Source organism: Acinetobacter sp. NEB149, assembly GCF_012516415.1.
Lineage (GTDB): Bacteria > Pseudomonadota > Gammaproteobacteria > Pseudomonadales > Moraxellaceae > Acinetobacter > Acinetobacter lwoffii_V.
In genome coordinates this window covers 2,534,683-2,548,033 of sequence record NZ_CP051208.1, presented here as the reverse complement: position 1 = coordinate 2,548,033, position 13,351 = coordinate 2,534,683, and the positions used below count along the sequence as shown (strand labels likewise).

The following is a 13,351-nucleotide window of genomic DNA, read 5'->3' as shown; positions in this document are numbered from 1 at the left end:
CACACCCTAGTTAACTTGAAAAAAATAATAAATTATCACTTAATTAATGAGTTATTGAATAATAATTAGAAATACTACTTTGCCCAAATGCCATCATCATTTACAAAAATGGACAATAGACATTCATCACTAGAGGGTTATACTAGATAGACCATTTCTAAAACCATGGAGAACAAAGATGGTTACTGCTGGCGAAAAACCCGGAACAGGCTTCTATTTTTGTGTTCAATGCGGACACCGCACCTACTTAGAAATTGGTACTGATCGTTTACCACCGTGTACCAAATGCCAAGGCAATCAATTTAACAATAAGAATGCCTAAGCAAAACAACTCAAACAGTTACCCTCTGTTTTGAACGAAAGCCCTATTACTCGATAGGGCTTTTTGCTGTGGTATCCAAATCTCATACATAGAAATAAAAAATTATTATGAGAAAACAGTTTTATATCGGGAGGAGAATCTTGGTTTAAAGTAAAAAATTATAATAAATTCAAAAAATTATTTGAACTATTGTTATAAAAGGTATAGGTTGTCTGCTTTAAAAATTAGCTAACCACTTAGAATTAAGGTTAGATATTTCCGGGGGGAAACAATGAAAAAATTTACAGCTTTAGTAATAGGAAGTGTGATGTTATTTACTTCAGGCTGTGCGACGATGTTTAATGGTTCAACACAAACTGTGAATATCCGTAGTAACGATGAATTGGCTAAGTTATATGTCAATGAAGAATATATGGGTCAGCGTAATACTGTTTATACTTTCAAAAAGAAAGAAAATTATGTAATTAAAGCAGAGAAGCAAGGCTGCCAAACCAACATTGTTATTCCACAAAAAACTTTTGATCCAACAACTCTATTAGGTGTTTTCTTGGATTGGGGAATTATCTCTATTCTCGTTGTGGATGGTGCTGCTACTGGTGCATGGCAAAAATTCAGCCAGACAAGTTTTGTAGTGGATCCTAATTGTTAAATAGTTCACTCCGATTTAAAAAATATCCCATTAAATAATGGGATATTTTTTTTATAGATTTTATTTTCTTAAAATATTATTGTTTGAAAATTAACCAATAAAACCCCATATAAAACCCTAGATTCATCGTGTTTAGGGCAGCTCAATTGCAATATTATCTTGATCTTAATCATGACTCAGGTGTTGCCAATTACGAGATTGGTAACGAGTTTATTCGGGTTCAATTTAAGAAAACCTCGAAAGTTTATACCTACAGCTATAGCAGTGCCGGCTATCAGCATGTCGAAAACATGAAACAGCTTGCCCAATATGGCGATGGGCTAAATGCCTATATCAATCATCATACTCGACAGCTTTTTGTACGTTAAAACTGGTCTGCTTCTTGCTTCAATGAAAGTCCTAAAAGGCAAATATTTTCTAAAGAGTAAATATCTGCCTAGAAATAGTGCAAGTGCATATATTAAAAAGAGGGCTATCACCTATGGATATTCAACAGCACGCACCAGAGTCAGGAAAATTAGATAAAAAAGCCCATTTCTGTTCTGCATGGCCACTGATCCTGATTCTTTTTGGGGGCGCGATTGGCACCTTTTATGCTGTGATCGCCTATCTACTTAACCTGAAAATTTATAGTTCTGAACTGACCAGACTCAACAAGGTTTTGGCTAATCTTCTTTGCGGGATGTCCGCGATCAGTGCCTGGTGGTTTAGTGCGCAATGGATTCAGGGGACATTCTTTCAATAAAACAGCAATCCCGTTCTGAATATAAATTGCAATAAAGTCTAATTTTGGCGAATAAAAAAGCGTAAAAAATCAGAAATGGAATTTATTTCTCTATATTAAGGTTTATAGTGAAATAAATTTTCATATTTAATGCAAATTAAAAAAACATAGGAAATTAATCCCGTCCATCTTTGCCTAATATAGCTTTCAAGGGTGTGATGGGATCGGAAAGAGTAGCATGCTGTGAGCGGCGCAAAACGCGAGTGCAGTACGAACCCAAAAGGTCTCGATTCGGCTTAGGACGCTATAGACCAAAAGTTTATAGGCTATAAGATCAGGTCTTACAAAGAATGATAGTTGAAGTAAACCATTGCGAGTTTTCCCAACACCCTAAAAAATTCTCTAGCGATACACGCAGAATAAAAAATTAAAATAAATATAAATCATAAATTTAAGAAAAATATTTATCCAAACAAGATACAAATCAGTCCTTCATTTCTCAACATGATCTGTTATTTTAAAAACATCAGCTGCCCCCTAGGGGAATCCTCATGAATCTCGATATCTGGTGTCGTTTTTTATTGTTTTGCACACTCATTAATTATGTCATTCTCATGATCTGGTTCGTAGTCTTTGTCTTTGCCCGAAACTGGATGAAGCAGGTGCATGGAAAATGGTTTGGGCTGTCAGATACCAGTTTCGATGTGATTCATTATTCAGGAATGGCTGTGTATAAAATTGGCATTCTGCTGTTTAACCTGACACCGTTAATTGCAATCTATCTGATGAATCAAGGCTAAGTGCTAGGTTGATTAAATCTTCGAGTGATAAAAATAAGATTGGATTAGTATCATTTTATCGCTACTTGATAGCGTGACAGGATCAATAAGAACGAAAAAAGATTTCAAAGGAGTTGAAGGATGAATCAATTCAAACCGGCCCTGATTTTAGGTGCCTTGATTTGCTTAGGGATGATTATTGCCGGATGGATTCTGGGTAATAGCGCGCTGAAAATTAAACAATATGAACGTATAGTTTCGGTCAAAGGCTTGTCGGAACGTGAAGTCAAAGCCGATGTGGCGGTATGGCCAATCCGCTTTAATGCCGGCAGTCAGGATCTGGCTGAATTGTACGATACCATGCAAACCAATACCCAGGAAATTCAGACCTTCTTAAAAAATGAAGGATTTAGCACGGAAGAAATTACCAGTGCTTCACCGAGTATCACCGATAAATACGCGCAGCAATATGGTGGGGATGCCAATGTTGCTCTGCGTTACACCGCCAGCCAGACCATTACAGTCTATACCCATAAAATAGATGCAGTGCGTGCGGCACAAAGTCGTCTGGTGGCTTTGGGTAGAAAAGGCATTGCCTTTGCAGGGGATGATTCCGGGCAAAGAACAGAATATTTATTTACCAAGCTGAATGACATCAAGCCGGCGATGATTGAACAGGCCACCGAAAATGCGCGTAGTGTAGCCGAAAAATTTGCTGCCGATTCAAAGAGTAGTCTGGGCAAAATAAAGTCCGCCAATCAGGGGCTGTTTAGTATTGAAGATCGCGACAGCAATACACCGTATTTGAAGAAAGTACGCGTGGTCTCGACGGTCGATTATTATCTGGCAGATTAAGCTGAGCTGGTCAAGCACGGTAATTGACAGCCCAGAAACCGCTTGTTATTTTGCGCGCATTGTTCCAGATGCTGTACCCTTAAAATGCCCATCAATAACGACTTTGTCTATTGTCCACCGCAAGAACCGCTGCATATTGTTTATGAAGACGATGATCTGGTGGTGATTGAAAAGCCGGCCGGATTATTGTCAGTTCCAGGGCGTTTACCTGAGCATCATGACAGTGCCTATTTACGTGTTCTGGATCAGTATCCGCAGGCCAAAATTACCCATCGTCTGGATATGGCGACTTCCGGTATTTTGATGTTCGCCAAACACCGCGATGCAGAAGTGGCGGTGAGTAAAATGTTTCAGGCACGTACGGTGCATAAAAATTATGTCGCGCTGGTACAAGGCAAACTCGAAGGTGAGGGCAGTGTCGAAGTGCCTTTGATTACCGACTGGGAAAACCGTCCGCGCCAGATGGTGCATTTTGAACTGGGCAAGGCCGCCAAAACCTTGTATCAAGTCTTAGAATATCTACCCCAGCAAGACATTAGCCGGGTGTTGCTGACTCCCATTACCGGCCGTTCCCATCAGCTACGCGTGCATATGCTGCATATCGGTCATCCCATTACTGGCGATAAAATTTATCATCCTGAACCCCAGCGCAGCCCTTTAAATCGTATGGCCTTGCATGCCAGTTATCTGGCCTTTACTCAGCCCTTGAGTGGTGTCCCGATCGAAATAAAGGCAGACATACCGTTCTAATTTGATTCTGCTTAATAATCAGAGCCAGCCGGACACATGCTTTTTAAGCTCATAAATATGATGAGGATCAAGCCCTTAAACTTGGCAACCTCAATAAAAAGTGTGAGAATTTATTTCGAGAGCAGCTTGGAGATGAGTGGCTTTACAAGCATGTTCAAATGAAATTTTCTACTGCTCCATTGCCTGATCGGTTGTCACTACCGAACATAAATTTTTAATGTTTGGTTTATCTCTTGATGATGAGCCTAGAGAATTTTTATTCTTTTATCTCCTGCCATAGGCCTGATGCCTTTATTTTTATGATTTTTTAACTTTCCTTTCATTATTTTTAAACTTTCCTTTCATTATTTTTAAACTTTTAAATTATATCCTTTGATATAAAAAATATCGTAAGTTGTTTCAGAATGGATTTGACTTGAGCCGGAAAGTAGTCAGTCATACATGACTTGCCCATAAAAATTTTATAGAAAAATAAAATGAATAAATGACTTAGTGCTGATCAACGGCTTTGATTATCTGGCCGAAGTGATGCAAAATTAATCATTACTTTATAATAAATTTTTAATTTGATGGTTTAGGGCGCTGCCCGGGGTTAAAGGAAAGAACGATGCTCAGTATGGCTCTCTTCGTTCTCGCGAGTATTTTAATATGTGCATTGCTATGGAGCTTGAAGGTACAGGCTTCATTACGCAGCAATATCCAGTTTTTACAGGAAAACCTGGATCATTCCCGCAGCAAATTGGCAGATTATGAAACTCAAGTCGATGAATTGAATTATGAAACTACCCAATTGCGGGTACAGAATGGCAGTTTAAACATTGCCCTGAATAAATATAAAAAATATCAGGATATCTGGGATATCGAGCAATATATTATTAACCGGACCTTGCAGGCCGAAAACTTTGTTGAGGTGACCAAGCTGGATGCTTCGATCATGATCGATGATCTCAAAGCCTATATCGCAAGAGTAAAAGATTATCTTGCCCAGTTTCAGGCGCAAGCCCTGGCCGAGGTCGAGCAGCAGGCCCGACAAAGTTTGCACGGTTATTATGAACAGGCCAAGCAACAGCATCGCTTGCAAGAGGTATTGAGTGCTTTAGAGCATAAAATACAAGCCAAACGCTTCGGCTTGCAGCTTCCCGCAACACAGGTTTTAGAGCAGATGATTGAGGGTTATAGCGAAAAGGATGCGGTTCGGCATTTACGCAATGTCCGTGACAGAATTCAGCAGGCCATAGAAACACAGCAGGTGGCGAGCTGTAATTATGTCGACGACAATCGCTGTCGAAGTACTATTGAAATCCTTAGTCTGGCTTTCAACTGTAAGGCAGATTTATATCTCACCCAATTAAGCACAGAAAATCTGGGCGAGATGCTGCAAGCCTTAAAGGATGATTATGTCTTGCTGAATTATACCGGGCAGGCACTGAGTCAGGCGATGATTCAAGAATCCTATCTCAATCTGCGTTTAGAGGAGCTCAAATTTGCTGCACTGCTTTTGCAACTGAAACAGGATCATCTGCATCCACACATCGCGTAGATCATGACATTCATAGGTCTAGAAGATTTTTATCAGAGTATTCTGAATGCCATAAGTTGGTTTAGATCCTGATATTTTCAGGATTTTTGGCCTTGAGGAATCTTGAATATATTGATCCCCTTATTTATTTTTATATTTATAAAAATCATATGTTTATTTATGGTTAAAAGATAATATTTTTTGTCTGTATCTCGATAATTGTACAAAAATCAGCTAATCTTAAATGCAGAATAAAACAGCATCATAATAAGGATACTTCTATGTCACGTGATTACAATCAATTCCCTGACGATGAAAACGGCAATGTACTGTGGCAAATGCAGCAGGATGGCGACGACTTGCAGGAAGCACATGAAATTGAATTTTCGATTGCCTTTGCGGATGAAGCACAGGCGGATCGTTGTGCCTTGCATCTATTAAAAGAAGAGCAAAAAATTAGCCTGTTTCAGGATGAAGAAAGCGATACTTTGGAATGGATCATCACGATTTATGTGTATATGGAGCCTGCCTACGAAGATATCGTGGATCTGGAACAATGGTTCAGCAAAATCGCTGCACAATTTCAGGGCGAATATGATGGCTGGGGTTGCATGGCCTATGTCTATGATGATGAGCTAGATGACGAAGAGAGCAGTCTGCGTAGTAGCTGAGCATGCTTGTATTTAAATGATTTAAAGTAAGAAACCTGGTGCTGCCGGGTTTTTTTTATTACTCTTTAATTGCTATACGAAGGTTTGAGCTTGAGTATAGATACATACTCATTATATATAGCCAGCTCAAAACTGGATAAAATAACTCAGATGAGTACTTAACTCAGGCTGATGATGCTGAGGATTTAGTTACAACAAATGCAGGGAATATCCCGCAATAAAAAATAATAAGAACAAAGGACAAGAAAAAATGAGTTACACCTTAAAAATGCATCGTGTGTTCAGCGCACCACCGGAGCGGGTGTATCGTGCCTTTGTGCATCCGGATGCACTGGCCAAATGGCTGGCACCACATGGCTTTATTGCCAAAGTAGAACATGCGGAAGTTAAACCCGGCGGCAGCTATAAAACCACCTTTACCAATTTTTCTACCGGGACCCAGCATCATTTTCATGGTGTTTATCATGAGGTCATTCCCAATCAGTTGCTGCGCTATACCGATCAGTTTTCTACCCCCGAATTGCAGGGTGAAATAGAGGTCACGATCATCTTTGAAAAAGTGTCAATCGGTACCGGTTTACACATTATTCAGGTGGGTTATCCGGATGTGGTGCCGCCAGCGGTATGTCATTTGAGTTGGCAGGAATCACTGCAACTCCTGTCTTTGCTGGTTAATCCGCAGATTTCAGACAATTAATTCCTTGGATCTCCTGTGTTGGTTTCATCCCAATGTCCTCTCCATCAGCGCGCCTGACAAAGATGCTATACTGTGCGCTTATTTGTTTCATTTATTTTATTTTTCTCTTTTTTTCGAGGTTCTTATGGGTCTGCCAAACTGTCCAAAATGTCAATCTGAATATACCTATGCAGATGGCGATCTACTGATCTGTCCAGAATGCGCACACGAGTGGAAAGAAGGTGAAATCACTGAAGAGCAAGTGATCATTAAGGATGCCAATGGCAATGTGCTGGCGGACGGTGATAGCGTAACGGTGATTAAAGACCTGAAAATCAAAGGTTCATCTTCAGTGGTGAAAGTGGGCACCAAAGTCAAAAGTATCCGCTTGCTGCCTGATGCTGCCGATGGGCATGATATCGATTGTAAAATCGAGGGAATCGGCCCGATGAAACTGAAATCCGAATATGTCAAGAAAGCTTAAATTTAGCCTTAGACTAAAATTCTGACGAGAGAATAATACGGTTGATTAATCGTATTATTCTCATTATTGCTGAAATTCGGGGCTGATCATTTTCCTGTCGCCTGATCCTCACATTTCGATTTGAGATCCCTTTAATGCCGCACCTGCATCTGGAATATTCTGACAATCTGCAACATACCGAGATCAAACCCTTATTGGTTGCTATCCATCAGGCACTTTTTAACGCCGGCCATGTCACCGATCCCAATGATTTAAAAAGTCGTGCGATTATGCAGCAGGATTATGTGATTGGACTGAATGTTGTTACAGATCAGGCCTATGTGCATGCTAAAGTTTCACTGTTGAGCGGGCGCAGTGTCGAAGTTCGTCAGGCAATTTCCGAATTGGTGCTCGACGTCATGCAGCAATATATTGCGGCCCAGCCAGACTTAAAAATACAGCTTTGTGTCGAAATCATTGAAATGCCAAAGCAGACCTATAGTAAAGCCATTATCTGAATGATGGCTTTTATCTGTTGATATGGCATGGATCAAATGCCTTAAAACTTTATTAATGCCATACGAAATTTATAAACAGATCGACTTGGTCTGTAACAGCCCGCTATCTTATTCAGATCTAAAATTATTTCTATTTTTAAATGACGCTTTATGTCATTTACAGGCATGCAATAAAAGTTCTAAAGTAACTTTTAATCGCTGCTGATTTTTGAATCATCCAATTTAGAAACAGCATATTCATCCTGATTGAAATAAAAATAATTTAAAAAATAATCTTCAGGTGAGCTGTATCCAATCCGGCAGTGGGAAGAGCAAAGCGAGAATAACGCTTTAGCATAGGCAAAATAATAAGAACAAAAGATCAGAAATCGGGTGAGTTGATTGAATCCCAGATTTCAGGTCTGACTTGTCCGATTGAGGAAAATTTAATGCAGGTTTTTGGGGATGAAAAATTGGCTCAGGAAGTCATGGCATTTCTTCAGGAGTGGGATAATGCCGTAGCCAGACTTGAAATTCAGGATATTGTTCAATTATGCCGACCCGATATCCGTCTGGTCGATGTCAGTATGGAAGTGAAAGGTGTAGAAGCCTATCAGGCACTCTGGCAGCAATATCGGGCATTTATACCGGAAGGCATACGCATCGAACGCCAAGACCTTAATATTCATGTCACTTCTGATCTGGCTGTAGTCGATGGTTATGTACGGGTGAGTTATGCGGTGATTGAACCGATTTTCCAGTTGGGCTGGTGTCGGGTCAGCATGTGCCTGAGCAAGCAGCAGGGCAAATGGCAATTGCTGCATCAACATACTTCAGTCCCTGTGCAACTCGAAACCCGGAAAATGCGCCGGATCAAAAGCGTGAGTTAATCTATTTACCTGAAAAGATTTAAGTGAAATATCTTTGCAAATGATTACAGGAATACCTTTGTAACAAAAATATAGAAAGTCCTAAATTATGTTGAAGGAATAATATTTTAGGACTCTTCAGGTGGATAACAACAAGAACAGTCAAGTAAAACCAAGACAGGTCAACCTGCAACAACAGACTGAAGTATTGATGCCGGATCAGTCCGAGCGGCAGCGCACCCAACATGCACTCAGAATGATGGCTGGCTTTGTAATTGCTGCTGTGGTCATGACGGCATTGTATTTTGGTCGTGATATTTTTATTCCGCTGGCTTTGGCCATTCTGCTGGCATTTTTACTTTCTCCTCTGGTTTCTCGCTTAAAGCGCTGGGGCTGTCCCCAATGGGCGGCGATTGGCTTGGTCATGTGCCTGACCTTGTCATTTCTAGGCGGCACTGCAACTTATTTGGGAGTACAACTCGGCAAGTTGAGTCAGGAACTGCCGCAATATCAGGACACCATCCAGCAAAAACTGAAAATGCTTGAAAACTATCGTCAAGGACCGAGTATGTGGGATGGCGCGATCCAGACCTTTGACACGGTAGAAAATTCGATAGACGCACCCGAACAGGAAACAGAAGACCCGAATGTGCAGAATGTCAAAGTCGTGGGCCTGGAACCAACGAGTGAAGAGGCTGCGCTGGACTGGTTGAATAAAATTCTGAATCCACTGGCGATTATCGGGATTGTGTTCCTGTTTATGGTATTGATTTTATTCAATGGCAAAGACTTGCATGACCGTTTTCTGAAACTCTTGGGCGGTAATCTGAATATCGGCACCGATGCGCTGGATGATGCCGGCAAAAGTATCGGAACCTATTTGCGCATGCAGCTGCTGGTCAATGTCACTTATGGTATTCCCATGGCGATTGGGCTGTTATTGATTGGCGTGCCAGCAGCGATCATGTGGGGGCTGGTCGCGGTGGTTATGCGTTTTGTACCCTATGTTGGCCCGATCGTTTCAGCTATTTTCCCGATTACACTGGCTTTCGCCGTTGATCCGGGCTGGGACATGGTGCTCTGGACTGTGGCCTTGATACTGGTGCTGGAACTCATCAGCAATAACGTGATTGAACCGTGGCTCTATGGGGAAAGTACCGGTCTGTCTACTTTGGCAATTATTCTGGCTGCTACGTTCTGGACCACCCTCTGGGGACCGGTAGGGCTGATCTTGTCGACGCCTTTGACTGCCTGCCTGCTGGTTTTGTCCAATTATGTACCGGCACTGGGTTTTGTCAAAACCTTACTTGGCAGTACGCCAGTATTGTCACCCTCCGAACGCTTTTACCAACGACTGGTGGCTGATGAAGTCAATGATGCAATGCAGGTAGCCAATGATTACATCTGTGCGCAATTACCGAAAAAGCCCAGTGCAGAGGAGGTGGCCCGTCGGGTACAAATGTTCTATGGCGAAGTGGCCATTCCAGCCATTCGGATTTATTCTCAAGGACATGATACCGATGTCACTGCCGAACACCGGTTGCGTCTTTATCAGGGCTTGCAGTTCTTTAATCATGCGTTTCAAAAAGCCTATCCGAGTAAGATGAGTGCCGAGCAGCCCGAAGTTTATTGTGTTGGTGCGCGTTGGGAAATTGACACCTAGATTTCTGCCATGTTGGCGCATGCCCTAAATCTCAAAAATATTGCTGCCCGAAATGATCTGGATGTGCTGATTCAATCGAGTGAATCAGGAAAGGGTATTGTATTGCCAGCTTCGATCAAGATTTTATGTGTGTCGATTTTTCATCATGCGCCTGCGGCACAGATTCGTTTGCTGAAATATCGATTGGCACAGCAATATCCTGAACTGAAAATCATTTTTGCGACTTGGAGCGTGATGCAGCTGGAGCTTCTGGATGAACTGCAACAACGTTTTGAGCTGGAGGCACTGGTCAATAATGTCGATGATCTGATTCTGACTATCGAAACTTATACCTTGAATGAAGGGGAAAGCTGGTTTGAGAATCTGGAGATCAAGAATGAAAAAGAACGGCAGCAGGCTTTAAATGAGTTGGGTTTATTGGATCACCGTCATCAGATCCTTTATAAACAATATATTGAAGAAGCTCGTCAGGCCTTTGACGTTGATTACGCACAAATTTCCTGGATGAATCAGCACGAAATGTATATTCCAGTCAGTCCTTTTACCCAAGAACCTGTAGCAACCCGACAAATGTGCAAGGATTCAGTCTGTACCCATCTGCTCTATCAAAACGAGCCTTTGGTGATAGAAGATTTGCAACGTGACCCGCGCTTTCCACATTTGTCAGAGTTAAGACAGCATCATATCCGTTTCTATGCCGGTGTGCCCTTAAAAGATAAAAATGGAATTGCGCTTGGGAGTCTGTGTCTGCTGGACAAGCAGCCGAGACAGATGCAGGCCGAAGATATGATTCTGCTTAAGGCTTTGGCACAGGATTTAATGGCGACTTTGAGCAACGAGCGTAAGAAAAAAGATAAACAGAAGCAGATTGAGCAGATGCAGCCAGCCACCTCGGCAAGCATTTTAAATAAGGACTAAATGATGAAACAAAAATGGATCTACAGCATCAAAATCATGAGTGTCACATTTGGTCTAGCCAGTATCAGTTCATGGAGTCTGGCTGCTATTCAGGGACTGCATTTTTTACATAAAGACTGGGAAATTTCCTGTGATAATACCGGCACCTGCCGCGCTGCCGGTTATCAATCGGATCAAGATATTGATCAGCCGGTTTCGGTGCTACTAGAGCGTGCTGCGGGTGCAAACAGTAGTATCAAAGCCCAAGTCCAGATTTTACCCTTAGCTGCTGCCACACCTACACGACAGCTTCAGCTACAAATTGCCAGCACACCTTATGGTGTGATTGGTCTGAATCGGGAGGGAATAGGGCAACTCAGTACTGATCAAACGCGAGCCTTGCTAAAAGCTGTACAGGGAACAGCTCCGGTTGTATTTAAGAATACGCAATCACGCTGGAACCTGTCGACTTCCGGTGCCAGTGCCGTTTTACTCAAGATGGATGAATTTCAGCGTCGACTTTCTACGCCCTCAGCCTTGATCAGGCCGGGGAAAAAATCCAATCAGGCGGTGCTCAAAGCTGCAGCGATACCGAAAATTCAGATACCAAAATATCAGTCAGGCAAAGTCACTCAAGCAAAACTGAATACGGCAACAAGTCAGCAGATGATTCGAAAACTGCAAGTCACCACCAAGGAAGATCAATGTGATTTGCTGTTTAGCCAGCGTTTTCTGGATGATGATGTTATGACCATTTATCCCATTAATGCCCAGAATCAACTGATTCAGATTCCATGCTGGCGTGGGGCTTATAATATGGGTAGTGGCTTCTGGCTGATGGATCGAAACAAGCAATTTAAACAGTTGGTGACGACCTCGGGAGAAACATTTAACCAAGGCCAGATATTTTCCGGGCATAAAGTGCGTGGTTTGGGCGATTGTCTGAGTCAGAACGAATGGGCCTGGAATGGCAAGAAATTTGTCAAAAGCTTCAGTGGTCTGACCGTACAATGCAAAGGCTTCGCCGGTGGTGCTTGGAATTTACCGACCTATGTAAGCAAAATCATTTATCAGGCCAAATAGTATTGTTTAAAAAATAGCAGTGATAAAAAAGCCTGAATGACTCAGGCTTTTTTAGTTTTGATTTTAAGAAGTGTGATCTTAAAAACGCTTTGGAATTCTCTGGCCATTTGGAACAGGAATTTCAGCATTTTTTAATACCCCAAATAACCAGGTTTCAGCATGCTGTACCGCAGTTTTCAACTGATCACCCATGGCCAGACGTCCGGCAATGAAACTGGCCAGTGAACAGCCTGAACCATGATATTCACCTGGCAGACGTGGACAGCGAGTTTCGTTGACCAGCTCACCTGCGATATATAGGCTGTTCTGAATGTAATCTGGCGTATCTTCATGGCCACCTTTGACCAAAACTGCCTGTGCACCCATTTCAAATAATTTTTGAGTGGCCAGTTTGAGGTCTTGCTCACCCGTCAGGGCGCGTAGTTCAACCGTGTTCGGCGTTAAGATAGTGGCTAATGGAATCAACTGGGTAAATGCTTTGACCAGCGTTTCTTGATTACCCAGCGAACCGCCACTATTCGCGACCAAAACCGGATCCAGCACATACAGATAATCTGGATGTGCAGCCAGAAACTCGGCCAGTGCTGCGATATTGTCTGTGGTGCCTAACATGCCAGATTTTACGCAACGAATGGGCAGGTCATTGACCACCGCATTGGCCTGTGCCAACAGCAATTCTCTGGAAGTGGCTTCGAAACCAAAAACCTGCTGTGAATTTTGAATAGTGAGGGCTGTGCAGGCAATTGCCGCATGTGCACCACTTTGACCAATGGCTTCAATATCTGCTTGAAGGCCGGCTCCACCTGAAGGGTCTAAACCGGAAAAGCAAAGTACGGTAGGGCGCAAAATGATGTCCTTCATTCACTAAAATTGCATTAGTATAGGCAAATTTGAATGAACTCTCGATATTAATTTATATCGGTACTAATGAGAG

At 42.1% G+C, this 13,351-nt stretch carries 17 protein-coding genes; 16 read left to right on the top strand and 1 reads right to left on the bottom strand.

Translation table 11 applies throughout. The features are described 5' to 3' along the window. Positions 1 to 178 precede the first annotated feature (178 nt). From HGD77_RS12215 to HGD77_RS12145, 16 genes are all read left to right on the top strand, one after another. Positions 179 to 322, top strand: a complete 144-nt coding sequence (locus tag HGD77_RS12215; protein ID WP_004645925.1) for a zinc ribbon-containing protein — start codon at positions 179 to 181, stop codon at positions 320 to 322. 307 nt (positions 323 to 629) lie between these two features. Continuing rightward, positions 630 to 971, top strand: a complete 342-nt coding sequence (locus HGD77_RS12210; RefSeq protein ID WP_004645924.1) for a hypothetical protein — start codon at positions 630 to 632, stop codon at positions 969 to 971. Positions 972 to 1,117: 146 nt separating this feature from the next. Continuing rightward, entirely contained in the window at positions 1,118 to 1,339 is a 222-nt protein-coding gene (locus HGD77_RS12205) for a hypothetical protein (protein WP_016806680.1), read from the top strand. Positions 1,340 to 1,452: 113 nt separating this feature from the next. Then, positions 1,453 to 1,716, top strand: coding sequence for a hypothetical protein (locus HGD77_RS12200; RefSeq protein WP_005266008.1), 264 nt, complete (start codon positions 1,453 to 1,455; stop codon positions 1,714 to 1,716). A gap of 530 nt (positions 1,717 to 2,246) precedes the next feature. Continuing rightward, complete coding sequence (locus tag HGD77_RS12195; RefSeq protein WP_168730857.1) at positions 2,247 to 2,495, top strand: DUF6868 family protein; 249 nt, start codon at positions 2,247 to 2,249, stop codon at positions 2,493 to 2,495. A 120-nt stretch (positions 2,496 to 2,615) separates the two neighbouring features. After that, the gene (locus tag HGD77_RS12190) at positions 2,616 to 3,329 is read left to right on the top strand and encodes an SIMPL domain-containing protein (RefSeq protein ID WP_168730856.1); all 714 of its coding nucleotides are present in this window, start codon (positions 2,616 to 2,618) and stop codon (positions 3,327 to 3,329) included. An 84-nt stretch (positions 3,330 to 3,413) separates the two neighbouring features. Beyond that, positions 3,414 to 4,079, top strand: coding sequence for a pseudouridine synthase (locus tag HGD77_RS12185; RefSeq protein WP_005266004.1), 666 nt, complete (start codon positions 3,414 to 3,416; stop codon positions 4,077 to 4,079). A gap of 607 nt (positions 4,080 to 4,686) precedes the next feature. Then, positions 4,687 to 5,619, top strand: coding sequence for a DUF4041 domain-containing protein (locus HGD77_RS12180; protein WP_005266003.1), 933 nt, complete (start codon positions 4,687 to 4,689; stop codon positions 5,617 to 5,619). A 260-nt stretch (positions 5,620 to 5,879) separates the two neighbouring features. Continuing rightward, positions 5,880 to 6,269, top strand: coding sequence for a ribonuclease E inhibitor RraB (locus HGD77_RS12175; protein WP_005266002.1), 390 nt, complete (start codon positions 5,880 to 5,882; stop codon positions 6,267 to 6,269). 250 nt (positions 6,270 to 6,519) lie between these two features. Continuing rightward, the gene (locus HGD77_RS12170; protein WP_005106162.1) at positions 6,520 to 6,966 is read left to right on the top strand and encodes an SRPBCC domain-containing protein; all 447 of its coding nucleotides are present in this window, start codon (positions 6,520 to 6,522) and stop codon (positions 6,964 to 6,966) included. Between the two features lie 124 nt (positions 6,967 to 7,090). Continuing rightward, positions 7,091 to 7,429 (top strand): zinc ribbon domain-containing protein YjdM, encoded by a 339-nt coding sequence (locus HGD77_RS12165; protein WP_064097130.1) that lies wholly within the window; start codon positions 7,091 to 7,093, stop codon positions 7,427 to 7,429. A 134-nt stretch (positions 7,430 to 7,563) separates the two neighbouring features. Beyond that, a complete protein-coding gene (locus HGD77_RS12160) occupies positions 7,564 to 7,926 on the top strand; it encodes a 5-carboxymethyl-2-hydroxymuconate Delta-isomerase (protein WP_138743281.1) in 363 nt (120 codons plus the stop codon). 428 nt (positions 7,927 to 8,354) lie between these two features. Beyond that, complete coding sequence (locus HGD77_RS12155) at positions 8,355 to 8,795, top strand: YybH family protein (RefSeq protein WP_005252710.1); 441 nt, start codon at positions 8,355 to 8,357, stop codon at positions 8,793 to 8,795. Between the two features lie 121 nt (positions 8,796 to 8,916). Then, entirely contained in the window at positions 8,917 to 10,437 is a 1,521-nt protein-coding gene (locus tag HGD77_RS17030) for an AI-2E family transporter (protein ID WP_228747354.1), read from the top strand. 9 nt (positions 10,438 to 10,446) lie between these two features. After that, complete coding sequence (locus tag HGD77_RS17025) at positions 10,447 to 11,355, top strand: GAF domain-containing protein (protein ID WP_228747355.1); 909 nt, start codon at positions 10,447 to 10,449, stop codon at positions 11,353 to 11,355. Positions 11,356 to 11,358: 3 nt separating this feature from the next. Continuing rightward, positions 11,359 to 12,417 carry a DUF1176 domain-containing protein gene (locus HGD77_RS12145; protein ID WP_168730855.1) on the top strand — a complete coding sequence of 353 codons (1,059 nt, stop codon included), beginning with the start codon at positions 11,359 to 11,361 and terminating at the stop codon, positions 12,415 to 12,417. A 78-nt stretch (positions 12,418 to 12,495) separates the two neighbouring features. Here the strand turns inward: HGD77_RS12145 and HGD77_RS12140 are convergent, their stop codons facing one another. Continuing rightward, a complete protein-coding gene (locus HGD77_RS12140; RefSeq protein ID WP_035341206.1) occupies positions 12,496 to 13,263 on the bottom strand; it encodes a hydroxymethylpyrimidine/phosphomethylpyrimidine kinase in 768 nt (255 codons plus the stop codon). Between the last annotated feature and the right edge of the window lie 88 nt (positions 13,264 to 13,351).

What these genes read in the sequence shown, in the direction of transcription:
- HGD77_RS12175 (WP_005266002.1), top strand. Translation starts at nt 5,880, where the DNA reads ATGTCACGTGATTACAATCAATTCCCTGACGATGAAAACGGCAATGTA.
- HGD77_RS12195 (WP_168730857.1), top strand. Translation starts at nt 2,247, where the DNA reads ATGAATCTCGATATCTGGTGTCGTTTTTTATTGTTTTGCACACTCATT.
- HGD77_RS17025 (WP_228747355.1), top strand. Translation starts at nt 10,447, where the DNA reads ATGTTGGCGCATGCCCTAAATCTCAAAAATATTGCTGCCCGAAATGAT.
- HGD77_RS12200 (WP_005266008.1), top strand. Translation starts at nt 1,453, where the DNA reads ATGGATATTCAACAGCACGCACCAGAGTCAGGAAAATTAGATAAAAAA.
- HGD77_RS12160 (WP_138743281.1), top strand. Translation starts at nt 7,564, where the DNA reads ATGCCGCACCTGCATCTGGAATATTCTGACAATCTGCAACATACCGAG.
- HGD77_RS12210 (WP_004645924.1), top strand. Translation starts at nt 630, where the DNA reads ATGTTATTTACTTCAGGCTGTGCGACGATGTTTAATGGTTCAACACAA.
- HGD77_RS12145 (WP_168730855.1), top strand. Translation starts at nt 11,359, where the DNA reads ATGAAACAAAAATGGATCTACAGCATCAAAATCATGAGTGTCACATTT.
- HGD77_RS12190 (WP_168730856.1), top strand. Translation starts at nt 2,616, where the DNA reads ATGAATCAATTCAAACCGGCCCTGATTTTAGGTGCCTTGATTTGCTTA.
- HGD77_RS12170 (WP_005106162.1), top strand. Translation starts at nt 6,520, where the DNA reads ATGAGTTACACCTTAAAAATGCATCGTGTGTTCAGCGCACCACCGGAG.
- HGD77_RS12185 (WP_005266004.1), top strand. Translation starts at nt 3,414, where the DNA reads ATGCCCATCAATAACGACTTTGTCTATTGTCCACCGCAAGAACCGCTG.
- HGD77_RS12180 (WP_005266003.1), top strand. Translation starts at nt 4,687, where the DNA reads ATGCTCAGTATGGCTCTCTTCGTTCTCGCGAGTATTTTAATATGTGCA.
- HGD77_RS12215 (WP_004645925.1), top strand. Translation starts at nt 179, where the DNA reads ATGGTTACTGCTGGCGAAAAACCCGGAACAGGCTTCTATTTTTGTGTT.
- HGD77_RS12165 (WP_064097130.1), top strand. Translation starts at nt 7,091, where the DNA reads ATGGGTCTGCCAAACTGTCCAAAATGTCAATCTGAATATACCTATGCA.
- HGD77_RS12155 (WP_005252710.1), top strand. Translation starts at nt 8,355, where the DNA reads ATGCAGGTTTTTGGGGATGAAAAATTGGCTCAGGAAGTCATGGCATTT.